21 protein-coding genes are annotated in these 24,901 nt (G+C 40.4%); all 21 read left to right on the forward strand.

What is annotated here, in order from left to right; all coding sequences use genetic code 11:
- Positions 1-169 precede the first annotated feature (169 nt).
- The 21 genes from EO125_RS07890 to ftsY all read left to right on the forward strand — a co-directional run bounded on the left by EO125_RS07890 (position 170) and on the right by ftsY (position 24,899).
- Positions 170-1,798, forward strand: a complete 1,629-nt coding sequence (locus EO125_RS07890) for a phosphoenolpyruvate carboxykinase (ATP) (RefSeq protein ID WP_127148420.1) — start codon at positions 170-172, stop codon at positions 1,796-1,798.
- Positions 1,799-1,810: 12 nt separating this feature from the next.
- On the forward strand, positions 1,811-3,151 hold the full coding sequence (gene brnQ / locus EO125_RS07895; protein ID WP_127148421.1) for a branched-chain amino acid transport system II carrier protein: 1,341 nt from the start codon (positions 1,811-1,813) through the stop codon (positions 3,149-3,151).
- Between the two features lie 344 nt (positions 3,152-3,495).
- On the forward strand, positions 3,496-4,461 hold the full coding sequence (locus EO125_RS07900; RefSeq protein WP_127148422.1) for an ABC transporter substrate-binding protein: 966 nt from the start codon (positions 3,496-3,498) through the stop codon (positions 4,459-4,461).
- Positions 4,462-4,496: 35 nt separating this feature from the next.
- Positions 4,497-5,396 carry an ABC transporter permease gene (locus EO125_RS07905; protein WP_127148423.1) on the forward strand — a complete coding sequence of 300 codons (900 nt, stop codon included), beginning with the start codon at positions 4,497-4,499 and terminating at the stop codon, positions 5,394-5,396.
- Positions 5,397-5,411: 15 nt separating this feature from the next.
- On the forward strand, positions 5,412-6,203 hold the full coding sequence (locus EO125_RS07910) for an ABC transporter ATP-binding protein (protein WP_127148424.1): 792 nt from the start codon (positions 5,412-5,414) through the stop codon (positions 6,201-6,203).
- Positions 6,204-6,326: 123 nt separating this feature from the next.
- On the forward strand, positions 6,327-6,593 hold the full coding sequence (gene rpsO, locus EO125_RS07915; protein WP_009353572.1) for a 30S ribosomal protein S15: 267 nt from the start codon (positions 6,327-6,329) through the stop codon (positions 6,591-6,593).
- A gap of 283 nt (positions 6,594-6,876) precedes the next feature.
- On the forward strand, positions 6,877-9,138 hold the full coding sequence (locus tag EO125_RS07920; protein ID WP_127148425.1) for a TonB-dependent receptor: 2,262 nt from the start codon (positions 6,877-6,879) through the stop codon (positions 9,136-9,138).
- A gap of 194 nt (positions 9,139-9,332) precedes the next feature.
- A complete protein-coding gene (locus EO125_RS07925) occupies positions 9,333-10,481 on the forward strand; it encodes a hypothetical protein (protein ID WP_164726483.1) in 1,149 nt (382 codons plus the stop codon).
- Between the two features lie 103 nt (positions 10,482-10,584).
- Positions 10,585-11,139 (forward strand): transcription factor FapR, encoded by a 555-nt coding sequence (fapR, locus tag EO125_RS07930; RefSeq protein WP_127148427.1) that lies wholly within the window; start codon positions 10,585-10,587, stop codon positions 11,137-11,139.
- Positions 11,140-11,148: 9 nt separating this feature from the next.
- Positions 11,149-12,177 carry a phosphate acyltransferase PlsX gene (gene plsX, locus EO125_RS07935; RefSeq protein WP_127148428.1) on the forward strand — a complete coding sequence of 343 codons (1,029 nt, stop codon included), beginning with the start codon at positions 11,149-11,151 and terminating at the stop codon, positions 12,175-12,177.
- Positions 12,161-13,156: a beta-ketoacyl-ACP synthase III gene (locus EO125_RS07940; protein ID WP_127148429.1), complete on the forward strand. Its 996-nt coding sequence runs from the start codon at positions 12,161-12,163 to the stop codon at positions 13,154-13,156. The genes plsX and EO125_RS07940 overlap by 17 nt, the downstream gene beginning before the upstream one ends.
- Before the next feature lie 10 nt (positions 13,157-13,166).
- The gene (gene fabK / locus EO125_RS07945; RefSeq protein ID WP_127148430.1) at positions 13,167-14,111 is read left to right on the forward strand and encodes an enoyl-[acyl-carrier-protein] reductase FabK; all 945 of its coding nucleotides are present in this window, start codon (positions 13,167-13,169) and stop codon (positions 14,109-14,111) included.
- A 15-nt stretch (positions 14,112-14,126) separates the two neighbouring features.
- Positions 14,127-15,065, forward strand: coding sequence for an ACP S-malonyltransferase (fabD, locus tag EO125_RS07950; protein ID WP_127148431.1), 939 nt, complete (start codon positions 14,127-14,129; stop codon positions 15,063-15,065).
- Between the two features lies 1 nt (position 15,066).
- On the forward strand, positions 15,067-15,810 hold the full coding sequence (gene fabG, locus EO125_RS07955; protein ID WP_127148432.1) for a 3-oxoacyl-[acyl-carrier-protein] reductase: 744 nt from the start codon (positions 15,067-15,069) through the stop codon (positions 15,808-15,810).
- Between the two features lie 44 nt (positions 15,811-15,854).
- Entirely contained in the window at positions 15,855-16,085 is a 231-nt protein-coding gene (locus EO125_RS07960) for an acyl carrier protein (protein WP_009353552.1), read from the forward strand.
- 70 nt (positions 16,086-16,155) lie between these two features.
- On the forward strand, positions 16,156-17,112 hold the full coding sequence (locus EO125_RS07965) for a nitronate monooxygenase family protein (protein WP_127069138.1): 957 nt from the start codon (positions 16,156-16,158) through the stop codon (positions 17,110-17,112).
- 23 nt (positions 17,113-17,135) lie between these two features.
- Positions 17,136-18,380, forward strand: a complete 1,245-nt coding sequence (gene fabF / locus EO125_RS07970) for a beta-ketoacyl-ACP synthase II (RefSeq protein ID WP_127148433.1) — start codon at positions 17,136-17,138, stop codon at positions 18,378-18,380.
- 2 nt (positions 18,381-18,382) lie between these two features.
- On the forward strand, positions 18,383-19,114 hold the full coding sequence (gene rnc / locus EO125_RS07975) for a ribonuclease III (protein ID WP_206168378.1): 732 nt from the start codon (positions 18,383-18,385) through the stop codon (positions 19,112-19,114).
- Between the two features lie 83 nt (positions 19,115-19,197).
- Positions 19,198-20,265, forward strand: a complete 1,068-nt coding sequence (locus EO125_RS07980) for an elongator complex protein 3 (RefSeq protein ID WP_127148434.1) — start codon at positions 19,198-19,200, stop codon at positions 20,263-20,265.
- A gap of 160 nt (positions 20,266-20,425) precedes the next feature.
- Positions 20,426-23,989, forward strand: a complete 3,564-nt coding sequence (smc, locus tag EO125_RS07985) for a chromosome segregation protein SMC (RefSeq protein WP_127148435.1) — start codon at positions 20,426-20,428, stop codon at positions 23,987-23,989.
- Positions 23,979-24,899, forward strand: coding sequence for a signal recognition particle-docking protein FtsY (ftsY, locus tag EO125_RS07990; RefSeq protein WP_127148436.1), 921 nt, complete (start codon positions 23,979-23,981; stop codon positions 24,897-24,899). Before smc ends, ftsY begins: the two co-directional genes overlap by 11 nt.
- Positions 24,900-24,901: the final 2 nt, after the last annotated feature.

The following is a 24,901-nucleotide window of genomic DNA, read 5'->3' on the forward strand; positions in this document are numbered from 1 at the left end:
CGCAGGATTCTTTAGTGACGAGGAACCCTCTTTTAAAGCTAGGTAATTATTTTTCCAACAAAAACTTGACACCGTCATATGATTGTTCTCATATTGTGAAATACTTAATTAAATGTTAGAATATAGAAATATACATACAGTACAATCAGTTAATATGAATGAGGAACATATGGCAACAAGATTAAAATGGAAACAGTCCGAAATTAAAGAAAATCCCCTTTTTTCTAAATTAAGAAGTACCATAGAAACAGCGTTTTATGGAAATAATGTAACACCTGTGAAGTCTATTGCACAGGCCTATGAGTTAGCAACGAAAGAACCTGGTGTCATTGTATTAGATATGCCAATTTACCGTGCGGAAGAGCAAGGATTACCACAAGATGCAAAAGTATTGGTTACTAATAATGGTAAAACTACAGGTCGCTATGCAAAAGCACGTCGGATTATTGGCGATGAGGGGATTAACGAAGTAGAGTTATGTGATATTGCTCGTGAAGCTGTATATGATAGCCGTCATAAAGAATGGATTTCTGCGCAAGCCATCGTAGGTTTGGATGAAGCTTTCACAGCTCGTGCGCACTTGATGATTCCAAAAGAACATGCATCTATCCTGTATTCTTGGGCTATCAATTTCCAATTTTTCAATGAGGAAGTAAAAGCCTTTTACAGAGAAAGTAAGGAAATTCCTGAAGGGGATATTTTTATTTATTCTGATCCAGATTATGTGGTAGAAGGATATCCTGGTGGACTTGCTATTTTTGATCCTGCTCATAACTGCGCTATGATTTTAGGGATGCGCTATTTTGGAGAACACAAAAAAGGCACTCTGACATTAGGATGGTCCTTGGCAAATCGTTACGGCTATGTGGCGTGCCATGGTGGCATGAAACGATATAACTTGAAGGATGGTTCTTCCTATACCATCGGCGTATTCGGGCTATCTGGGTCGGGTAAGTCTACATTAACGCATGAACAACATGAAGGTCGCTACGATATTTCTGTGTTACATGATGATGCGTATATTATTCATACAGAAGATTTATCCTCTATTGCATTAGAACCAACATATTTTGATAAGATGCAAGACTATCCGGTGGAACATCCTGCCAATAAATATCTATTGACATTACAAAATGTGGGTGTAACCTTAGATGAAGATGGCAATAAAGTTGTCTTAGCAGAAGATGTACGCAATAACAATGGTCGTGCTATTAAATCGCAATTCTGGACAGACAATCGTGTCAACTTTGTGAAAGACCCAGTGAATGCCATCGTGTGGTTGATGAAAGATAAAACATTACCACCAATTTTAAAAATTGATGATCCAATTTTGGCGGCTACTATGGGTGCTACTTTGGCAACACGTCGCTCTACAGCGGAAAAATTAGATGACAATGTAGATCCTAACGCATTGGTCATTGAACCTTATGCAAATCCATTCCGCACCTATTCCTTACGTACTGATTATGAAAGTTACAAAAAACTATTCACTCAATCTGGTGTAGATTGTTATATCATGAATACAGGCTTCTTCTTGGATAAGAAAATTCCAAAAGAAGTAACATTGGGTTTGTTAGAAGGTCTAGTTGAGGGGAGCCTTAACTTTGAACCGTTCTATAAATATGAAAACTTAGAATATGTAAAAGTAGAAGGGTTTGAACCAGACTTTACAGTTCGTGAGTACCACCATATTCTGCATAAAGCATTTGAGTTCCGCTACGATTACATTGAAAACTTAAAAGGAACAAAAGATGAGTTACCAAATGAAGTACTAGATGTATTAAAAATTATCATGTAAGGGGGAATAGTGATGAATCAAAGATTATCTTGGGGTTCCGTAGCCTTTATTGGAACTATGCTATTCGGCATGTTCTTTGGAGCCGGAAACTTAATTTTCCCAGTTCACTTGGGACAAGAGGCAGGTCAAGCCTTATGGCCAGCTATTATAGGCTTTTTAGTAACAGCTATCGGATTACCATTCTTGGGTATTGTTGCCATGGGGGTATCTCGTAGTAATGGCTTACAAGATTTAGTGAGCCGCGTACACCCTATGTATGGTAAAATCTTTACTTTGTTGTTATACATTACTATTGGCCCTGCATTTGCCATCCCAAGAACAAGTACAGTATCCTATACCATCGGATTTGAACCATTCCTTGGAGGTGTCAATCCAGACCTTGCGTTAGGTATATTCTCAGCAGTGTTCTTTATCATTGCTATTTTGTTCTCCCTAAACCCTGGCAAGTTGATGACCTATATTGGTAAAGTGTTAACACCATTATTCTTAGTGTTTCTAAGCATTTTATTAATCACTGTAGTGGTTATGCCAATGGGAGATTACACAGCAGTAGCTCCACAAGGAGAATATGCGACCCATCCGTTCTTCAAAGGTTTTACGGAAGGATATAATACGCTAGATGTATTGGCATCTTTAGCCTTTGGTATCATCGTTATCCGTGCCTTGCAAGGTGTGGGTGTCACAGAACCTAAGGATATTGCTATGGGTCTTGTGAAAGCAGGCTTCGTAGCGTGCTCCATTATGGCTGTTATCTACGGTTTCTTAGCCTACAGCGGTGCTACTAGCGTGACCACATTAGGTCTTGCTAAAAATGGCGGTATCACCATGGCGCAAATGAATGCATTTTACTTCGGTAATGTGGGAGCTGTGTTGTTGGCTATTATCGTTACCTTGGCATGTTTAAAAACATGTGTAGGCTTAATCGGCGCATGCGGTGAAACATTTGATGAAATGTTCCCAAACACATTGGGTTACCGTGGTTATGCATATTTAACAACAGCAGTAGGTTTCTTAATTGCTAATGTAGGCTTAACAAAAATTATTGAATTAGCCATCCCAGTGTTGATGTTCTTGTATCCATTGTCTATTACTATCATCTTGTTATCCTTTGCAGCACCAATTTTCCAAGGAAGACAAGCAGTATATGCTTGGACAACAGCCTTTGCGTTATTTGCGGCATTAGGTGATGCGATGGCAACGGCGCCAGCAGTTATCAATCAATCTGGATTCATCCAATGGGCATTACCATATTACGGAATGCTACCATTTGCCTCCATCGGTATGGGCTGGATTGTACCGTCCATTATCGGTTTTGTTGTGGGTATGGTGCATATTTCATTAGTGCGTAAATAATAGTCTATTCAGGTACATACTCTAGCAGATATTGTTAGAATTACAGTGTAGCGTGTCTGCAAAATAAATTAATAGTGTAGTATACATAAACGACTAGGTCTTTTGGACCTAGTCGTTTTGTCCATGGTGAAAGTAATTTTAATTTCATTTTTATACACATAGGACATGGTTTTTGATACCTTAACATATGTTACATAAAAATAGAGGAGTGGATTCTATAGAAATTGTGATTTACGTATTTTATATTACTTTCACATGTGGTATAATCTGTATATCTTTCCCATAGAAAGACTGTAGGCGGTGGCACGAGGCTACCAATGTAGTATAGTAGAAAGGAGATTTTTATGTGGAAAAAAGGACTGGCCCTGTTGGTGGTCTGTCTGGTGGGATTCTTACTATGGCATGAATCTTCACTAGAAGCACCAGGAGGAGGCAAGATGTACCGAGTAGGTATCTTGCAATTAGCGGAGCATCCCGCGCTAGATGCAGCGAACAGAGGTTTCGTAGATGGATTACGTGAAGAGGGATTTGTGGACAACGTGATTCTTGATCATCAAAATGCCCAAGGTGATCAATCGAATCTCAACACCATTGCCCAACGATTTGTGGCCCGTAATTCCGATTTAGTTGTGGCCATTGCCACACCAGCAGTACAGGCTATGGCAAATGCTACGAAGGATATTCCCGTCTTAGGAACGGCGGTTACTAGCTATACCACAGCGCGATTAGTGGATAGTGATGAACATCCAGGCGGTAATGTGTCGGGTACCACAGATATGGTGCCTATGGAAAAACGAGTGGAATTAGTGCATCAATTATTGCCGAATGCGAAAAAAATCGGTACTATTTATTCATCCAGTGAAGTGAATTCACAATTACAAGCAGAGAGTTTTCGAAAAGAAGCACAGAAATACGGTATAGAATTAGTGGAAATTACCGTATCTAACGTGAACGACGTACCGCAAGCAGCCAATCAATTAGCCATTATGGGTATTGATGCAGTGTACTTTCCAACAGATAATATCATCGCTTCATCCTATGCGAACATCGTCACCATATTTAGTAGCGCTAACTTACCAGTGTTTCCCTCTGATGAGACATGGTTAAAAACAGGTGGACTAGCAGCCTACTCTGTAGACTTTTATAGATTAGGGGTTCAAACTGGACATATGGCGGCCCGTGTTCTTCGTGGTGAAAGTACACCGGATAGCATGCCAATCGAGATGCAAGAGCCTATTAAATTTGTATTCAATCAAGACGAAGCAGATCGCTTGCACATCCAGATTCCAGAGTCATTGCGACAACAGTAGTATAGTAGTGGGGGCAACCCCGAGTAGGAGGAAAAATGACAAACTTAATTATTAGTACTATTGCACAAGGCCTATTGTGGGCATTGTTGGCATTGGGTGTATTTATTACTTTCAGAATTTTAGACGTAGCAGATTTAACAGTAGAAGGTAGTTTCCCTATGGGTGCCGCTATTTCCGCGGTATTGATTACCATAGGTGTCAATCCTTGGCTGACAGTAGTGATAGCAGGTATTGGTGGTATGATTGCCGGGGCTGTAACGGGTTGGATACATACCAAATTAAAAATTCCCGCATTACTAGCTGGTATCTTAACCATGATTGCCTTGTATTCTGTGAACTTACATATTATGGGGAAAGCAAACATTTCCTTATTACGCATGGATACAGTGTACTCTGCCATCCATAGCATGGGCATTTCTAATGCGGTGGCATTGACGATTATTGGTATAGTAGTAACGGTGGTAGTGGGATTATTCTTATTCTGGTTCTTCGGTACTGAACTAGGTACATCGATTCGTGCTACTGGGGTAAATCCACAAATGATTCGTGCCCAAGGGGTGAACACAGACACAATGATTGTTCTTGGCTTATTATTGTCTAATGGATTTGTAGCTGTGTCTGGTGCTTTAATTGCCCAATCCCAAGGCTTTGCAGATATCGGTATGGGTGTAGGGACTATCGTTATTGGTTTGGCATCTGTTATCATCGGAGAAGTACTATTTGCTTCTTCTTCGGTAGTGCGCAAACTATTTGGTAATTCTTCCTTCGTGTTGAGCTTAGTAGCCGTTGTATTCGGTTCCATTATTTACCGTATTGTTATTGCTACTGTGCTATACCTAGGTATGCCTCCAAATGATTTGAAATTATTTACCGCTATATTAGTAGCTCTTGCCCTATCTTTACCAACGTGGCAAGGTAAATTTCGTCGTGGTTAAGAGGAGGGTATACACATGTTAACATTAAAAGGAATTGTGAAAGCCTTCCATAAAGGCACTGTGAATGAAAAAATTGCTCTTCGTGGCATTGATTTACGATTAGAAGATGGTGACTTCGTGACCGTTATCGGCGGTAATGGAGCCGGTAAAAGTACATTGTTGAACTCCATCGCTGGTGTATTTCCCGTCGATGAAGGTACATTGCATATTAATGATGTGGACGTAACGCACATGGCGGAATACAAACGGGCCAAATACATTGGACGTGTCTTCCAAGATCCTATGTTGGGCACAGCTGGCAATATGCAAATTGAGGAGAACATGCTTCTCGCCTTGCGCCGGGGCAAACAAATGGGATTATCTTGGGCTTTTAAAGAAAATGAAAGAGAATTATTTAAACAGCAATTAGCTCGTTTGGATTTGGGTTTAGAAAATCGTTTGTCATCCAGTATGGGATTATTAAGTGGTGGTCAACGTCAATCCATTACCTTATTGATGGCCACTATGTTGAAGCCAGAAGTGCTGTTGCTAGATGAACATACAGCAGCCTTAGATCCTAAAACGGCAGAAAAAGTATTGCAGCTCACAGATGAACTGGTAAAAGAACATCATTTGACTACCTTGATGATTACCCATAATATGCGTGATGCTTTACGATTCGGCAATCGATTGATTATGATGGATAATGGCAAAGTGATTTATGACGTAAAAGGGGAAGAGAAGGCGAACTTGACCGTACAAGACCTATTGGAACGTTTTGAAGTAGCCAGCGAAAATACCCTCAGTGACCGCATGATGTTGGGCTAAATACTTTACTTTTACCACAAAGTATAGTATTATAGATACCGATGTATTAACCTAGGCGAGGTAATTGAGTCTCCGCCCATTACTTTGGCCTATGGAATTGTAATATTTAGGAGGACATGAAATATGTTAACTACAGAAGCTAAAGCAGCTATTATTAAAGAATTCGCTGTTCACGAAGGTGACACTGGATCCCCAGAAGTACAAATCGCGATTTTGACTAACCGCATTGTATATTTAACTGAGCATTTAAAAGAGCACAAAAAAGATCATCATTCCCGTCGTGGTCTTTTAAAATTAGTTGGTCAACGTCGTAACATGCTTGACTACCTTCGTCGTAAAGACATCGAACGTTACCGTGCGATCTTAGAAAAATTAGGCTTACGTAAATAATTTTACGTACTTTCAAAAAGCGGCTTCGGTCGCTTTTTTGTTATAATCAGCCTTGTATATGAGGCATATCTCTAGTACTGATAACCTGCCAATATGCAAACTAGAAACATCAAGAATAACGAGGGTTGTAAAGATATATAGATTAGTGGGTACTACTCTTAAAACAGGAACGAGTTAAGCTAGAAGAAGTTTACAAAGTGTGAAAATGATTTGCAATGTTGAAAATGAATGCTATACTAATAGGAAACTTAATGTTTGTTTTATAGTAAGAAGGGAAGTACGAATGAAACAAGTGAAACGAAATGCAACGCGGTTGCTGTTATTATCTATGGTTACGGTAGCGTTGGGCAGTTATACAGGGTATGCTCATGATGCGCAAGCGGTAGAAGAAACGGTGATCTTGCCAGATGTAACGGTAACGGCAACGAGAACCTTACAAGATATTTCAAAAACGCCTAGTTCTATTTCTGTGGTGACAGCGAAGGATATTGAAAATCGAAAAGTGGATACGGTTGCAGATGCAATACAATTATTACCAGGGGTGTATAAAAGTCAAGCTTCGGCAGGTGAAATACAAATCCGTGGATTCGATTCTAAAAATATATCGGTACTCGTTGATGGCGTACCAATGAATAATTCTTTCAATAATAAGGTGGACTGGGAAGTGATTCCCGTTCATTCTATTGAACGCATTGAATTAGTGAGAGGTGCTAGTTCCTCCTTGTATGGTGGCAAAGGGGTAGCGGGCGTATTGAGTATTACAACGAAACATATCACACCGAAAACAAATCGAAAAGGGATTCGTTGGCATGGTAAGGTCAATGGTGGGACTTATGGGACATGGAATAATGAACTAGGATTTGATGCTCGTGTGTCTGATCGGGTAGCGATTGGTGTATCTGCAGAAGAGCGTCGCACAAATGGGTTCCCAGGATTTTTTGTGACCGACAAGAGCAAAGTAATTACTAGTAAGGTACATGCACTTACACCAGAGATGCCGTTAGAACAATTGAAAAGCGGTAAATATGTATTAGGGAATCGTGGGGATAAATCTTTGCATAATAAGAATTTGTCTGCTTATATTACGATGAACCTAGGCGACAAAGAAACGCTAACCTATCGCTATGTATATGCGAACCATAAGTACTCTTACCACAATCCAATTAGTGCGGTTACAGTAAATGGAAAGACCGTTTTTACAGGGGATATCAAGGTTAGTGATAAAAAATATGTATCTCTTAATGGCAATAGTTTCTTAGGTCATGATGCAGAGCGAGAATATCATTCTCATAGTTTACAATATAAAAATGAAGCGAACAAGTTACAGATTTCCTTGGGCTATTTAGATAAAAAGAAAGATGGCTATTCTGTGCCAACAAAAGCAACTTCAGGAGATTATGAAGGATCAGGTTCTCACTCCTTCTATCCAGGGAAAGCCTATAATGTAGATGTGCAAAAAGCGTGGAAACCTGAAGGAAAACATCAAATTGTAGGGGGCTTGAATTGGAAACAAGAACGGTTTGATCAAGAAAAGATTTCTTTACAACATTGGCGTGATAAAAACTCTAAAGATACTAAGGTATTCCCTAACGGTGTGAGTGAAACGAATACAGGGGCATCTCGCACGATGGCAGTTTTTGTACAAGATACATATCGCCCTAATGATGATTGGGCCATCTATGCAGGATTGCGTTTCGACCACTTTAAAAAGTATGGTGGGTCTCACGGGGAGTATAATAAGACCACAAAGTCCTACGATGTCGTACATCATAATGATGGATCGTATACAGAGATCAGTCCTAAATTATCAGTAGAACGATATCTTGATGATTCTACCAACGTCTATGCATCCTATGGACATTCCTTTGCACCGCCAACGTTGTACCAAGTGTACCGCTTTGGTCAAACATCTAAAACTCCTATTCACGCAAATCCAGAGTTAGATCCAGAACATTCTGATACCTTTGAACTTGGTTTGAAAAAATCTTGGAATGAACGTACAAAATTAAATGTAGCAGCCTTTTATGTGAATACAAAGGATAAAATTCAATATGTGACATTTAAAAAAGCAGATGGCACTGAGGATTACAAAAAGTATATCAATATAGGATCAGAAACACGCCGTGGTGTAGAATTAGAACTTCGTCACAAGCTGTCTAACAAATGGTCTGTCTTTGGAAACTACACATGGCAAATGGGATATATAGAAAGTAAAGCTTTGGCCAATACAGATCAAAGTGATGGAAAAGAACAAAACTTTGAAATTCCAAGGCACCTATTCCATGGTGGTTTGGAATACAATAGTGGCAAGTGGAATGTGTTGTGGGACATGCAATACGTGAGCTCACGCCAGGGTAAAGATACTGCCGGTGGTGAGCCAGAGGCAGAAGATAGCTACTTCTTAACAAATGCATCTGTGAATTACAAAGTGTCCAAAGAAGCTACCTTGCAATTCAGTGTACAAAATCTATTCGATCGTGAATATTACGCTAGAGAAGCAACAGGCGGCCGTACGTATAATGTAGGTATGAAATTCAAATTTTAATAGTATATAGTTAACTAATACAGGGGGATACTCAGTGAGGGTATCTCCTTTTAGTTTGATAATAGAGTAATATATAACTAATCGGAATATCGATTATATAGGAAATGTGCATGACCAATGGTATACTAATTAAAGAAAATGATATGTGTAACATGTTGTGATAGAGCAGTGAGACGTTAGATAAAGGAGTATCGATGAGAGATAAGTATAAGCGGGTTATAATGGCTACAGTAATTATGAGTTGTATGAGCACGGTGTCCTTTGCTGAGGTGGCGTCAGTGGACTATCAACAAGGGATAACACAGGCAGAACAAATTACGGTGCAAACGGAAGGACGTGCTGTAGGGATTCGCAAATATCATGAAATAGTGGAGTATCCTAATGGGTTGCATATTCAAGTGCGTGGTGTAGGCTACGATACAGCACTAAAAAAACATCACAATGTATCAGGTATATATGTCCATGATGGTACTCGCTTGACAGTTCATAAAGGGCTAACAGTGACCATGCAAAATCCTATTCCTTATGACCAAGCTGATGAAATGGCACATTATTACATGAGCGGTATCTATGCTGGCTTTGGTCGTAAACATGTTGATGATCCGAAATATGATACAAAGGTGGTCGTTCATGGCCCTACTGTGATTCAAGCCGTTGGCAATGGGGTACAAGCTAATAAAGATAGTTATATTACCTTAGACGGTCCTGTGAAAATTGAAACTGTGCCATTTGAGCGGGCAGATGTGTATGCTGCTATTGTCGAAGAAGGTAGCATTGGTATTGGCACTAGTCAGTTGGCTGATATCTATACGGGCACAGCCCTTGTATCTACTCCGAAGCCATCCCAGTATGCAACGGTACAAGTGACAGGCAATGTAGGGGTATTGAATAAAAACTATGGATTGAACCCTAATCCTGGACGTCATGGTTCGTATATTGTGATGAATTTAGGGACGAAGGACTCCGTGTGGACTGGGGCGGCATTAAATGAATTTGCTGAAAGTGGAGATAACCCTCATCATTCTGGCATTACACTAGAATTGAAAAATCAGGCAACGTGGCATAATCGATGGATGGGAGCTAAGCGACATCGTAGTGGACATGAAGAATTACTGCTAGCAACTGGTAAAGGATATACTTTCACAGGTAGTCATATTCAAACATTAATCGGCGGTGATACGCCAGAAACGGCAGGTATTATTTACCAAGAAGATACAGAACCTATTGTAGTAGATGTATTGCAAGGGCATGTAAAAATAGTGGATCGTAGGCCTAATGCAACAGATACAACTGCGCCCATTCGAGTTATAACTAATGCAGGACAACTTACCATTCTCAAATAAGTATGCATATTTTGCATAGGAATCAAGAAAAGCTTGCGTGCTATTATCATTTTAGAGTATAATTGTATGGAAGTATTATTACTTGGTCATAAAAGGTGGTTATATGAGTCGTATAAAGAAGGAAGAACGACAACAGTTATTGCGCGAAAAACTGAATATAAGTCCCTTCACGACAGATGAGGAATTAGCCACATATTTTAGTGTCAGTGTTCCTACCATTCGATTGGATCGATTGGCTCTAGGCATTCCTGAATTACGTGAACGGATTAAGGCAATGGCACAGGAGCATTCTGATGATCGACAGCATATTGATCGGGCAGATGTGGTAGGAGATGTCATTGATTTAGCAGTAGGACAATACGGCATCAGTGTTCTTCGCACTACACAAGACATGCTGGATCGCTCTGGTTACGTAGAGGCACAATATTTATATGCTCAAGCGAACTCGTTGGCGAGAGCCATTGTAGGAGTACCTACGATGATTGCTGGAGTTGGGAATATTAAGTATAAAAGCCTTGTTAAGAGTGATGTCAATTTGGCGGCGAAAGCAGAGTTAGTGCGACAACGAGGAGAAAAATTCTTTATAAAAGTAACAATCAAAGATAACATAAAAGAAGTATTTCGCGCTAAATTCATTATGGAATCTGTGGTAGAATAAAGGTGAATTATGAAGATTGCAGTAGATGCTATGGGTGGCGATTTTGCTCCCCTCGAAATAGTCTTAGGCTCTATTGCCGCTGTGCACGAATACGATACTATGGATGTCGTGCTTGTCGGTGATGAAAGTAAAATAAAAGAAATTTTAGAAGCAGAAGGTGAACTGGAGAATCCAAGAATTTCCATTCATCATGCTAGTGAAGTCATAGAAATGCATGAGCATCCAAGTATTGCGTTACGCAAGAAAAAAGATGCGTCCATTGCAGTGGCGACACGGTTGGTTCGTGAAAAGATTTGTGATGCGGTCATTGCACCAGGTAGTACTGGGGCGGCCGTGGCATCAGCTTTACTAGGATTGGGAAGAATCAAAGGGATTGAACGTCCTTGTATTGCTACACCATTACCAACAGCCAATGGTGTAACGATTATGCTAGATTCTGGTGCTAATGCGAATAGCAAACCGAAACATTTAGTGCAAGGGGCTATCATGGGATATAACTATGCACAGTTGTTGCTTGGTAAAGCTAATCCAACGGTGGGTTTGTTAAACATTGGTGAAGAATCCACAAAAGGAAATGATGTTGTCTTAGAAACTTATCCGTTATTACAACAACTCAAAACAATTCCTTTTAAAGGGAATGTGGAAGGTCGTGATATTCCAAAAGGAACGGTAGATGTAGTAGTATGTGATGGGTTTGTGGGTAATGTGGTGCTCAAATTTGCAGAAGGTCTTGTCACTGTGGTGCAGGATATTTTAAAAGAAGGCATCAAACATAGTAGTATTATCTCTAAACTAGGAGCGTTATTAATTGTTCCTGTGTTTAAGAAAATAAAAAAGCGACTAGATCATACGGAAAATGGTGGAGCTCCTCTCTTAGGGGTAAATGGTGTGTTTATCATTTGCCATGGTAGCTCTAAGGCGAAAGAGATTATGACAGCCATTAAAATTGCTGGAGATCTAGTAGAACGGAAATTGATTGAACATATTTCCTCAAGTATTGAAGAAGAAGGGACCCTAACATATGACAATGCTGAATAAGCCAGTCGGAATTATTGGTACCGGTAGCTATGTGCCAGAAAAAGTTCTTACAAATGCAGATTTAGAAACGATGGTGGATACTAGCGATGCTTGGATTCAAGAACGAACAGGCATTAAAGAACGTAGAATTGCACCAGAAGGTGTAAATGCTTCAGATATGGCTACAGAAGCGGCAAAAAAAGCCTTAGAAGCTGCTAAGTTAACAGCAGAAGATATTGATTGCATCATTGTTGCCACATTAACAGGTGATATGGCAATTCCATCTACGGCATGTTTAGTACAAGCAAATCTAGGCGCTACGAAAGCGGCAGCATTCGATTTGTCTGCAGCTTGCTCAGGATATGTATATTCCATGATTACAGCTAGCACGTATATCAATGCCGGATTATTTAAGAATGTCCTTGTAGTAGGTGTTGAGGTATTATCTCGAGTGGTAAACTGGGAAGACCGCAATACTTGTGTACTATTTGGTGATGGCGCAGGGGCGTGCATCGTCTCTTCTGTAGAAGAAGGATACGGTATGCTCGGTATGGATATGGGTGCTGACGGAAGTGGAGGAATGCATTTATGTATTCCATCTGGAGGTACAGCATTGCCACCGACGACAGAACGACGTGAAGAGGGGTTAACTTTCATTCATATGAATGGACAAGAAGTATATAAATTTGCTGTAAAAACTATGGGTAAAACTGTATTAAAAGCTCTAGAAATGGCAAATATGGAACTGGAAGAATTAGATTTCTTCATCCCACATCAAGCGAATACTCGTATTATCAAATCTGCAGCAGATCGTTTGCATCTGACAGAAGATAAAGTATTTATTAATTTACCTAAGTATGGAAACACATCAGCAGCATCCATTGCCATAGCTTTAGATGAAGCAGTGCGTGCAGGAAAATTGCAAAAGGATGATAATCTTGCCGTTGCTGGATTTGGTGCAGGATTAACTTGGGCAAGTCTAGTAATGAAATGGTGCTAAGGAGGACAAGATGATTAAGACTGATATTTGTGATTTATTAGGGATAGAGTATCCCGTTCTTCAAGGTGGTATGGCTTGGTTAGGTACAGCTGAATTAGCAGCTGCTGTGTCTGAGGCAGGCGGTTTAGGAATTATCGGTGCAGGGCATATGCCTCCAGATGTATTCCGTGCTGAAATTCATAAATTAAAAGAACGTACAAGCAAACCATATGGTTGTAACATTATGTTAATGTCTCCATTTGTGAATGAAGTTATGGAAGTTGCTCTAGAAGAACGTGTTCCAGTAATCACAACAGGGGCAGGTAATCCATCCACATGGGTGCCAGCTTTCAAAGAAATCGGTACAAAAGTTATTCCAGTAGTGGCATCTGTGCTATTAGCAAAACGTTTACTTCGTGGCGGTATTGATGCGGTTATTGCAGAAGGTACTGAGTCTGGTGGTCACGTAGGGGATATTACTACTATGTGCTTAATTCCTCAAATCGTAGATGCAGTGGACGTGCCTGTAATTGCCGCTGGTGGTATTGCTGATGGTCGCGGTATGGCGGCAGCTTTAGCATTGGGTGCTAGTGCAGTTCAAATGGGTTCTCGTTTCGTAGTATCTGAAGAATGTATTGCCCATGAAAACTATAAAGAAGCTGTATTAAAAGCAAAAGATCGTTCCACTGTGATGACTGGTTTGACAACAGGTCACCCAGTTCGTATCATTGAGAACTTATTAGCTCGTAAATATCAATCCCTTGAGTTCAGTGGCGCACCAAAAGAAGCTCTTGAAAATCTAGGTGCTGGTACACTTAGAAAAGCAGCTATTGAAGGGGAAACTAAAAACGGTTCCGTTATGATTGGACAAATTGCAGGTATGTTGACAGACGTAAAGCCTTGTGCAACAATCATTCAAGATATTGTTCGTGAAGCAGAAGAAGTAATGTTGAACTTAAAATCTGTTATCCGATAAGCAGGAGGAAACCTTATGAAAACAGCATTTGTATTCCCTGGTCAAGGGTCTCAAAAAGTAGGTATGTTGAAAGATTTGTACGAAGCGTATCCTATCGTAAGAGAGCGTTTTGCACAAGCAGATGAAGCATTGGGATATTCCATTTCACAATTATGTTTTGATGGTCCAGATACGGAATTAGTAAAAACAGCAAACACACAACCTGCAATTTTAACAGCTAGTGTGGCATGCTATGAAATTTTAAAAGAGAAAGGTTTTACACCTGATATCGTAGGGGGTCACAGTCTTGGTGAATATAGTGCTCTAGTAGCAGCAGGAGTTCTTGATTTTAAAGATGCTGTTTACGTAGTGCATAAACGTGGCGAATATATGCAAGAAGCGGTGCCATTGGGCGAAGGTGCTATGGCGGCTATCTTAGCATTACCACGTGAAGAAGTAGTTCGCATCTGCGGAGAAGTGAATGATACAGTAGGATCTGTACAAGCGGTTAACTTTAACTGTCCAGGACAAATTGTAATTGCTGGTGCGACAAAAGCCGTAGAAGTGGCTGCTGAAAAAATGAAAGAAGCTGGTGCTAAGCGTGCTGTTATGTTACCAGTTAGTGCGCCTTTCCACAGCCGCTTGATGGAACCAGCAGCGAAACGCTTGCAAGAAGAATTAGATAAAATCGAAGTGAAAGATGCTCAAATTCCAGTGGTAGCGAATATTACTGGTGAAATCCTACACGATGGAACAGCGATCAAAGAAGCCTTGGTAACACAAGCAGCAGCTCCAGTACTTTGGGAAGATTGCGTAGCTACAATGGTAGATTTTGGCGCCACACGATTTGTAGAAGTAGGTCCGGGCAAAGTATTAACAGGTTTCACTAAAAAAATTAACAAAGCAATGGAATTAGCAAATGTAGAAGACGAAGCATCCTTGGCTTCCGCAATTGTATTCTTACAAGGAGAATAAGATGAATTTAACAGGTAAAGTAGCATTAGTTACTGGTGCATCCCGTGGGATTGGGCAAGCTGCGGCTATTGATTTAGCAAAGGCTGGAGCAGATGTAGTAGTAAACTTTATTGGTAATGAAGCAGTAGCACAAGAAACTGTTGAAAAAATTGAAGAATTGGGCCGTAAAGCGATTAAAATTAAAGCTGATGTAGGCAATGCAGAGGATGTACAAGCTATGGTAGATGAAGCAGTAGCTGCATTTGGTCATATTGACATTCTTGTGAACAATGCAGGCATCACTCGTGATGGATTATTAATTCGCATGAAAGATTCCGATTGGGATGATGTATTGAATATTAACTTAAAAGGTGTATACCTAGTGACTAAAGCTGTGGCTAAACTTATGGTAAAGCAACGTGCTGGTCGCATTATTAATATGACATCTGTATCTGGTGTGACTGGTAATGTGGGGCAGGCCAATTATGCGGCTGCTAAAGCAGGGGTCATTGGATTTACTAAAACTTGTGCCAAAGAATTAGCAGCTCGTGGCATTACTGTGAATGCTATTGCGCCTGGATTTATTGAAACAGCTATGACAGATGTATTGCCTGAAAAAATTAAAGAAGGGATTGCAGGAACCATACCATTTGGACGTATGGGGCAACCAGAAGAAATCGCTAATGTAGTAACATTTTTAGCATCCGACTTTGCAAGTTATATTACTGGCCAAGTTCTCAATGTAGACGGCGGAATGGTGATGTAAACGCAAGATCCTATACATAGACTACATGAAAGGAGGTGTACGTAATGAGCACATTTGACAAAGTAAAAGCTATTGTTGTTGAACAATTGGGCGTTGACGAATCTGAAGTGGCTATCGATTCCACTTTCATCGATGATTTGGGCGCTGACTCTCTTGACATCGTTGAGTTGATCATGGCATTTGAAGAGGAATTCAATATTGAAATCCCTGATGATGTTGCTGAAAAAATCAAAACTGTAAAAGACACAGTTGATTACATCGATTCTACAAAATAAGTCTTAGTACTTATGCACCACGAAAGGGGGCAGGGCCCCCTTAGTGGATGTGCATATAGGAGGAATAATAGTGAAACTCCCTGAACTTAGAATAGGGAAATTGGTAGCCAAAGTACCAGTAATTCAAGGTGGAATGGCAATCCGATTGTCTACAGCTCGGTTGGCTGCAGCAGTTGCAAATGAAGGTGGTATCGGCCTGATTGCAGCATCTGGCATGCCTTTTGATGAATTACGATACGAAATACAATTAGCAAGAAAATTATCGCCTACGGGCATTATCGGTATAAATGCAATGGTAGCCGCTACGGAATTTTTAGGCCTTGTAAAAACGGCCATTGAAGAGGGCATTGACCTTGTTGTAGCTGGCGCTGGATTTTCCAGAGATATGTTTGCCTTAGGACGTGAATCTGGTACACCTATCGTACCTATCGTATCCACGCCTAAATTAGCGCGTATTTCTGAAGGATTAGGAGCCTCTGCAGTCATTGTGGAAGGTTGTGAAGCAGGTGGTCATTTAGGTACAGATCGCTCTTCTCGTGAGTTAGTACCAGAAGTGGTAGCCGCTGTAAAAAACATTCCAGTCATTGGTGCTGGTGGGGTTCTTGATGGAGCAGATATTGTAGAGATGATTAAACTTGGTGCTAGTGGTGTACAAATGGGAAGCCGTTTTGCTGCTAGTGTGGAGTGTAATGCCTCTGATGAATTGAAAAAAATGTACGTTCGTGCAGATGCTCCAGAAGATATTGTCTTGATTCAAAGTCCAGTAGGACTTCCAGGACAAGCGTTGCGTAATAAGTTTGCAGAAACAGTGTTAGACGGTACAGTACCGCCACCAACAGAATGTCATCGATGCTTGAAGCATTGTTCTCACAAATTCTGTATTATTAAAGCCCTTTCACGTGCGCAACAAGGTGACGTGGAAACGGGATTAGTATTCTCGGGTAATAATATGCGAAAAGTAGACTCCATATTACCTGTGAATGAGATTTTTGCTCGCCTAGTTTCAGAGGCAGCAGCTATTGATTAATGAGATTATAAAGAGGTGGAATAATGGAAAGACGTGTTGTTATTACTGGTTTAGGTGCTGTGACACCAGTGGGAATCGGTAAAGATGACTTTTACAATGCATTGTTACGTGGCGAATCTGGTATCGGACCAATTACTCGATTTGATGCAAGTGAGTATGCAACTCGTATTGCAGGTGAAATTAAAGATTTCGACCCAACACAATTTGGGATTGATAAAAAAGAAGCACGCCGTATGGATCGCTCCGCAGCATTTGCGATTGCAGCTTCTGTGTTAGCGAAACAAGATGCTGATTTAGATTTAGATAAAGAAGACTTAGATCGTTGCGGTACTGTAGTAGGTACAGGTATCGGTGGTATTGATTCCATCCATGATGTATATGTGACATTATTTGAAAAAGGTCCAGGTCGTGTAAGTCCCTTTGCAGTGCCTATGATGATAGCTAACATGGTATCTGGTCGTGTATCTATTCAATTGGGATTACGTGGACCAGTGGAAACTGTGGTAACAGCTTGTACTTCTGGTACTAATGCAATTGGTGAAGCATTCCGTATGATTGCGCATGGTCAAGCAGATATTATGTTTGCTGGTGGTACAGAAGCGGCAGTTTCTCCAGCAGCAGTAGCTGGTTTCGCATCTATGAAAGCCATGTCTACACGCAATGATGAGCCTACAAAAGCATCTCGTCCATTTGCAGCTGACCGCGATGGATTCGTTATGGGTGAAGGATCTGGTATGATTGTTCTTGAAGAGTTAGAACACGCAAAAGCACGTGGTGCGCATATCTACGCAGAAGTTGTTGGATATGGAACGAATGGTGATGCATATCATATTTCTTCTCCAGCACCAGGTGGTACACAAGCTCGTAAATGTATGGAATTAGCATTAAATGATGCGGGTATCAAACCAGAAGAAGTTGACTATATCAACGCTCATGGCACATCTACATCCATTAATGATGCAAATGAAACTTTGGCAATTAAACAATTATTTGGAGATCATGCTAGCAAATTAGCAGTAAACTCCACAAAATCTATGACAGGTCACTTATTAGGTGCGGCTGGTGCTATTGAAGCAATTGTTATGGCAATGGCTATTGAAACTGGCAAAGTACATCCAACAATTAACTTAGATAATCCAGATCCAGAATTGGATTTAGATTATGTATCTGACGGAGCTCGTGATATGAAAGTTGATGTAGCTCTTTCCAATTCCTTTGGTTTCGGTGGACACAACGGTACTATCGTTGTTCGTCGTTACGAGGCATAGTTGTGAGTGTTCCTAAAAGTAGCAAAGTAATTAGCAAGGCTCGTGAAGAATCACTTCACGAGCTTATTGCGAATTTACATTTGCCAATACAAAATATAGGCACTTTGAATCGTGCTTTGACACATTCTTCCTATGCGAATGAACATAAGTTATCCCATGAACACCATAATGAGCGCTTAGAGTTCTTAGGGGATGCGGTATTAGATCTCATCATAGGAGAATATTTATTTACTACATATCCAGAAATGACTGAGGGTGAACTGACACGCTTAAAAGCTTGTACTGTATGTGAAGGTTCTTTAGCTGAATGTAGTCGTACCTTGGAATTAGGTACATACCTACGATTAGGCAGAGGAGAGCGTCACTGTGGTGGGGCTAATCGAAACTCTATTTTAGCAGATACTTTTGAGGCTGTCTTAGGAGCTATCTATTTAGAGTGTGGTTACGAAGTGGGAAAACAGTTTGTTTTGAGTCATTTGCATGGATATCTCCAAATGGCACTTTCAGGAAAAGTAGGAAAAGATTTTAAAACCTTACTCCAAGAGTTAGTACAACAAAAAGGGGAATGCGTGATTCAGTACCATGTCATTGATGAACAGGGACCAGATCACAATAAATTCTTTACTATGGAAGTGGTCGTTGATGGAATTCCATCAGGGGTAGGTTCTGGACGAAATAAAAAAGTAGCAGCTCAAGCAGCTGCAAAAGAAGCATATGAAAAGCTTATACAATAGTAAGGATTGAGGGGTGGGGAACCACTCCCTTTTTCTTTGATGAGGTTTACACACACGAAATACCTATAGTTAAGGGGGATCCTATGAGGAATGTAAAAAAAGAGAAAACTAGACTACTTCCATTTTTTATTCCTCATATTGGGTGCCCTTATATTTGTGTATTTTGTAATCAGCCACGTATTTCTGGACAACAAGAAATGGTATCGGTGGATACTATCCGTAGGTCCATTCGTGAGGTAATATCTGAACAAGGTCACAAAGGACAATGGGAAGTGGCATACTTTGGCGGTAGCTTTACGGCGATACCACAAGAAGTGCAAAATACATTATTGGAGCCTGCTACAGAAGCATTTCAACAGGGATTAATTCAAGGAATCCGCTTGTCTACTCGACCTGATGCGATCAGAGAAGATCGATTGAAAGAGCTTTATACTAGTGGTGTAAGAACCATTGAATTAGGGGTACAAACATTAGATGAAGATATGCTTGTAGATGCTAAACGAGGGCATACGGTAGAAGATGTGGAACAGGCCTGTAAGATGATACGTGAACAAGGGATAACCTTGGGCATACAATTGCTTCCAGGTTTACCTGGTGAGACATGGACGACACTAGTTAATACGGCGGTGAAAGCCGGTCAATTACAGGCTGACTTATGTCGCATTTATCCTGTGATTGTTATTGCAGATACCGAACTAGCTGATCGTGTCCGTGAAGGTAGTTATGTACCATTAACAATAGAACAAGCGGTAGTCTATAGTGCTTTTTTAAAATCCTATTTAGAAGGCAAAGGTACACAGATCATACGTGTAGGATTACAAAGTACAGAAGATTTTGATGCTGGTCGAGGTATTGTAGGAGGACCCTATGCTCCTGCTTTTGGAGAATTGGTAGTCAATTATGAATGGCTTCAAGCTATCCAGCAAACCATAGAAGAACACCTTGAAGTATTTGGTATGATTCATAAGGTCATTGTAGAATATCCAAGACCTTTTACCTCAAAGATACGTGGGTTGAAGAACAGAAATATAGAGTACTTTGGACAGGAATATAAGCAGATAGAATGGAATTGGCAAGAAAAACAGGAAAATAATAATACTGGAGTATTGCATGTCATGATAGATCATATACTATATAGCTTGCCTCTTTAAATAGCGGGTTATGGTTATATAACAATGGATTGACTAGTATTCTGTAGAGAGTATGTGATGAGAGGTTGGAAATAGGTATCAGCTTAGTATATAGTATGAACAATATGTTATATTGTTTAAATTTGAAACATACCTATGTATACATAGAAAGGAAGCAGTCATGCAATTATTGCGACTAGAAATGAAAGGATTCAAGTCCTTTGCTGATAAAACGGTAGTGTCTTTTTCTCCAGGCATGACTGGGATTGTAGGCCCTAATGGTAGTGGTAAAAGTAATATTACTGATGCGATTCGCTGGGTCTTAGGGGAATCGAATGTACGCCATTTGCGTGGACAAAAAGCAGAAGATATTATTTTTTCTGGCACAGAAGCTCGTCGCCCTCACAATACGGCAGAGGTAAACTTAATTTTTGATAACAGTGATGGCACTTTGGGCAAAGAATTAGCAGAAGTTGTTATCACACGCCGTATGTATCGCAATGGTGAAAGTGAATTCCAAATCAATAAGAGAAATTGCCGGTTAAAAGATATTCATCTATTATTAGCTGATACAGGCTTAGGTAAAGATTCTATGGCCATCATCGGGCAGAATCGTATCGATGCTATCTTGAATAGTAAACCAGAAGAACGTCGCTTAATTTTTGAAGATGTGGCAGGTATCTCGCGCTTTAAAATGAATAAAGAAGATGCCATTCGGCGTATCAATAGTACAGATCGTAATATGGAACGATTAGATGATGTGATGAGTACGCTGGGCGATCAATTAATAGAATTAGAGGCGAAAGCTAATGTGACACGTGAGTACAATACATTATCACAAGATAAACGTAGCTATGATGGAGCTATAGCCTTTCACGAATATAAAACAGCGGATCGTTTATTTACACGCCAAGAAAATGAAAACTTATCCTACCTACGTGAGCAAGAAGAATTAGAAACTAGTTTAGATGCCATTCAAGAGACCTATAAGACTACACAAAATGAGCTTCAATCATTTCGTGAAACCAACCAAAGTATGGAAGATGAATATGCCACTTTACAAGGTAAATTAGGGGAACTGACTGGACAAATTGAAGTAGCACGGCTAAAAGAAGCCAACATGGTGGAAGAATTAAAAGATGGTGAAGAACGGCTAACAACTTGGAAAGAAGAACTGAAAGAAAAAGAGGAACAGTATGACCGTGATTTAGCATCCTTGAAAGAGGAAGAAAATACTTTAGAAGTCATTGGCAAAGATGTGAAACAGGCTGAATCTAATTTGAAAAATACTCGAGACTCTCTTAGTCAGGTGAAAGCTAATTTAGATGGTATGCGTGTTGCTGAGCAACATGCTCATGAGCGTCATATTCGTGTTGTTCGTGAGTTGGAAGAAGCTCGCCATCAATTAGCAAGAGCAAAAGAGTTAGAAACACAAAAGAAAGATGATGTGCAACGCTTACAAGCGACCTTGCAAGATTTAGAGCAATCTATGACACAGGCAAAAGCACAATTAGAGGCGCAACAACAGGTTGTTAGTGAAGCACAGGAAGCATTGCAGACAGCCCGTCAATCTTTGGCAAATATAGAGAGCAAACGCAGTCAAGCAAATCAGCAACTTATAGAAACTCAGAGAGAGTTGCAAGCTAAAGAAGGTCGTTTAGAACTGTTACATAGCTGGGAAGAGCTACACGAAGGTTATTTAGAAGGTACAAAACATGTGTTACAAGCCAAAGAAAGGTGGTCTTCTCATATTCGTGGAGCTATTGGTGATGTATTCACTGTGGAAGAAAAATTCCTAGTGGCCATTGAAACGGCTTTAGGTGGTGCTATTCATCAAGTTATCACAGACACTGCAAAGATTGCTTCTGAAGCAGTACAATACTTAAAACGCACACAAGGTGGTCGAGTTACGTTTTTACCGATGGATATGGTACGAGGAAAACGTCTGGATCATAAAGCCTTAACATCGCCTTATGTATTGGGATTAGGTGTAGACTGCATTCAATTTGATACACAATATACAGGCATATTTAATCAGCTATTAGGGCGTACTTTGATTGTAGATACCTTGGACCATGGATTAGCATTGCAAAAAGAATATCATCAACAATTGCGGATTGTTACCTTAACAGGAGAGCAATTACAACCAGGTGGTGCTCTAACAGGTGGTGCTACAAAACGGAAAAAAGTATCTATCTTATCTCGTAAAGAAGAGCAAGACACATTACAGAAAGATATTCATACATTACGTGATACAGCACAGGTGTTGCAACATACGTTACAAGGACTAGACAAAGAAATAGAAGCTTTGATACAGTCTGGTAAGGGGTTACGTCAAACCTATGAACAAGAAGAGTTGCAATTACGTAGTTTACAACAAGAGCAGCAACGATCCCAAGGTGAGCAAGCTAACTTAAGTGGAATGGCGCAGACCTATCATGAGGAACTAGAAAAGACTCAAGAAAAGCAAACTACCTTAGGGGCTAACATTAAAAGGCTGGCAGATGAACTTTCACAGTTGGAAAATAGAGAAGGACATCAAGAGCAAGTCACGACTTTGGTTGCTCAAGAGCAAACGTTACAAGACCGAGAACGTGAGCAAAATGAAGAATTGCAAGGAGTACGCTTACGATGGGAACAATCTAGATTGTTGTTAGAACAAAGCAAAAAAGAATTATCACAGTTAGAACAACATATCAAAGATAAGGAAATAAATATTACAAGCTTAGATAGACGATTAAGCCAATTAGGTGAAGACGTTATACGCTTAGGTGGTGAACCAGCGTTAGCATTAGAATCAGAGAAGCAAGCAATAGAAAAACGGGTAGCAGCTATTGGAGAAGCTCGTAAAGGTGGACAAGAAAAAGTACGTGCTTGGGAGTTGCAATTAAATCAACTGCAAGAAGAGCGAAACCAAAAAGAACAACGCCAACGGATAGTGCAAAAGAAATTGGTAGACCTACAAGAAGGATTAACAAAATATCAATTACAAGGCGAACAAGCATTGGAACAATTGGGCGCTTTAGGGTATACTAAACAAGAGGCACAGAATATACACTTAGGTGGCTCCGTACATGAGTGGAAACGACAACAGGCGAACTTGGCAAAACAGATTGAAAGCTTAGGGGCTATCAATCCTAATGCGATTGCAGAATATGAAGAAGCGGAAGAAAGGCTAGCATTCTATGATGCACAAAAAGAAGATTTGGTGACAGCGAAAGAGCAACTCGAAGGCGTTATCGCTGAAATTGATGGGGCTATGTCTGAACAGTTGCAAGGAGTTCTTACAGAGATTCGTGAGAAATTCCAGCATGTCTTCTCCCAATTGTTTGGAGGCGGTACTGCACAAATCGTGGCATCGAACCCAGAATCAATTTTAGAAAGTGGCATTGATTTTTATATCCAACCGCCAGGAAAGAAGCGCCAACAATTGAGCTTATTATCTGGTGGGGAACGAGCATTGACGGTCATTGCATTATTGTTTGCATTGCTGGATTATCGACCAGCTCCATTCTGTGTACTTGACGAAGTGGACGCTGCTTTAGATGATGCCAATGTGGAACGATTTAGCCAATATTTGCATAACTTGGGGGATGCCACACAATTTATCGTGGTGACCCATCGTAAACGGACCATGGAATCAGCTCATGTCTTACAAGGGGTGACTATGGTGGAACGAGGGGTGTCACGTCTATTAACAGTAGCCTTTGATGAAGTAAAGGAGAACAGCGATTATGGCATTTAGTTTTTTTGACCGTGTGAAAGCGGGCTTAGAAAAGACAAAAAATAATTTTGTAAAAAAAGTAGAAACCATCGTTATCGGTTATGCAGAAATTGATGATGATTTTTTAGATGATTTAGAAGCGACTATGCTAGTAGGTGATTTAGGTCCTAAAACAACGACGTATTTAATGAAAGAAATCCGCCGTGGTGTTACGGAAGGGATTATTAACAACACCAACGAAGTTATGCCTTTCATGGAAGAGCGCATTACAGAAATGTTAGGGGCTCAAGAGGAAGTGTTAGAGCTCCATAAACCAGAAGTAATCTTGGTAGTGGGTGTGAATGGTGTTGGTAAAACGACGACCATTGCAAAATTAGCCCATTACTATGCGGAGCAAGGGAAAAAAGTTATCATCGCAGCAGGAGACACATTCCGTGCCGCTGCATCTGAACAATTATCGATTTGGGCAGACCGTGTAGGTGTATCCATTGTAAAACATAAGGAAGGAGCGGATCCAGCAGCAGTGGTATTCGATGCCTGTGCCTCAGCAGTTGCTAAAGATGCAGACTTAGTTATTGTAGATACAGCAGGGCGCTTGCACACAAAAGTGAACCTTATGGAAGAATTGAAAAAAATTGGCCGTGTAGCAGACAAACAAATCCCAGGGGCACCGCATCAAACCTTATTAGTACTTGATGGCACTACAGGTCAAAATGCGGTGAGCCAAGCAAAATTATTCGGCGAAGCAGTGCCTGTCACAGGGATCGTAGTGACGAAATTAGATGGCACCGCTAAAGGCGGTGTTGTGATTTCCATTAAGGAAGAATTGGGTGTTCCTGTGCGTTGGATTGGCGTAGGTGAACAAATGGATGATTTACGTCCTTTCAATGCAAAAGAATTTGCCAATGCCCTCTTCGACAAGGGAGAATAGTG

Source organism: Veillonella sp. VA139 (assembly GCF_003992005.1).
Taxonomy (GTDB): domain Bacteria; phylum Bacillota; class Negativicutes; order Veillonellales; family Veillonellaceae; genus F0422.

Bases quoted from the DNA above. Each gene is read 5' to 3' on its own strand.
- fabF (WP_127148433.1), top strand. From the start codon at position 17,136: ATGGAAAGACGTGTTGTTATTACTGGTTTAGGTGCTGTGACACCAGTG.
- ftsY (WP_127148436.1), top strand. From the start codon at position 23,979: ATGGCATTTAGTTTTTTTGACCGTGTGAAAGCGGGCTTAGAAAAGACA.
- EO125_RS07940 (WP_127148429.1), top strand. From the start codon at position 12,161: ATGACAATGCTGAATAAGCCAGTCGGAATTATTGGTACCGGTAGCTAT.
- EO125_RS07910 (WP_127148424.1), top strand. From the start codon at position 5,412: ATGTTAACATTAAAAGGAATTGTGAAAGCCTTCCATAAAGGCACTGTG.
- EO125_RS07900 (WP_127148422.1), top strand. From the start codon at position 3,496: ATGTGGAAAAAAGGACTGGCCCTGTTGGTGGTCTGTCTGGTGGGATTC.
- EO125_RS07920 (WP_127148425.1), top strand. From the start codon at position 6,877: ATGAAACAAGTGAAACGAAATGCAACGCGGTTGCTGTTATTATCTATG.
- plsX (WP_127148428.1), top strand. From the start codon at position 11,149: ATGAAGATTGCAGTAGATGCTATGGGTGGCGATTTTGCTCCCCTCGAA.
- brnQ (WP_127148421.1), top strand. From the start codon at position 1,811: ATGAATCAAAGATTATCTTGGGGTTCCGTAGCCTTTATTGGAACTATG.
- fabK (WP_127148430.1), top strand. From the start codon at position 13,167: ATGATTAAGACTGATATTTGTGATTTATTAGGGATAGAGTATCCCGTT.
- EO125_RS07980 (WP_127148434.1), top strand. From the start codon at position 19,198: ATGAGGAATGTAAAAAAAGAGAAAACTAGACTACTTCCATTTTTTATT.
- fabG (WP_127148432.1), top strand. From the start codon at position 15,067: ATGAATTTAACAGGTAAAGTAGCATTAGTTACTGGTGCATCCCGTGGG.
- EO125_RS07925 (WP_164726483.1), top strand. From the start codon at position 9,333: ATGAGAGATAAGTATAAGCGGGTTATAATGGCTACAGTAATTATGAGT.
- EO125_RS07890 (WP_127148420.1), top strand. From the start codon at position 170: ATGGCAACAAGATTAAAATGGAAACAGTCCGAAATTAAAGAAAATCCC.
- rpsO (WP_009353572.1), top strand. From the start codon at position 6,327: ATGTTAACTACAGAAGCTAAAGCAGCTATTATTAAAGAATTCGCTGTT.
- EO125_RS07905 (WP_127148423.1), top strand. From the start codon at position 4,497: ATGACAAACTTAATTATTAGTACTATTGCACAAGGCCTATTGTGGGCA.
- smc (WP_127148435.1), top strand. From the start codon at position 20,426: ATGCAATTATTGCGACTAGAAATGAAAGGATTCAAGTCCTTTGCTGAT.
- fabD (WP_127148431.1), top strand. From the start codon at position 14,127: ATGAAAACAGCATTTGTATTCCCTGGTCAAGGGTCTCAAAAAGTAGGT.
- fapR (WP_127148427.1), top strand. From the start codon at position 10,585: ATGAGTCGTATAAAGAAGGAAGAACGACAACAGTTATTGCGCGAAAAA.
- EO125_RS07960 (WP_009353552.1), top strand. From the start codon at position 15,855: ATGAGCACATTTGACAAAGTAAAAGCTATTGTTGTTGAACAATTGGGC.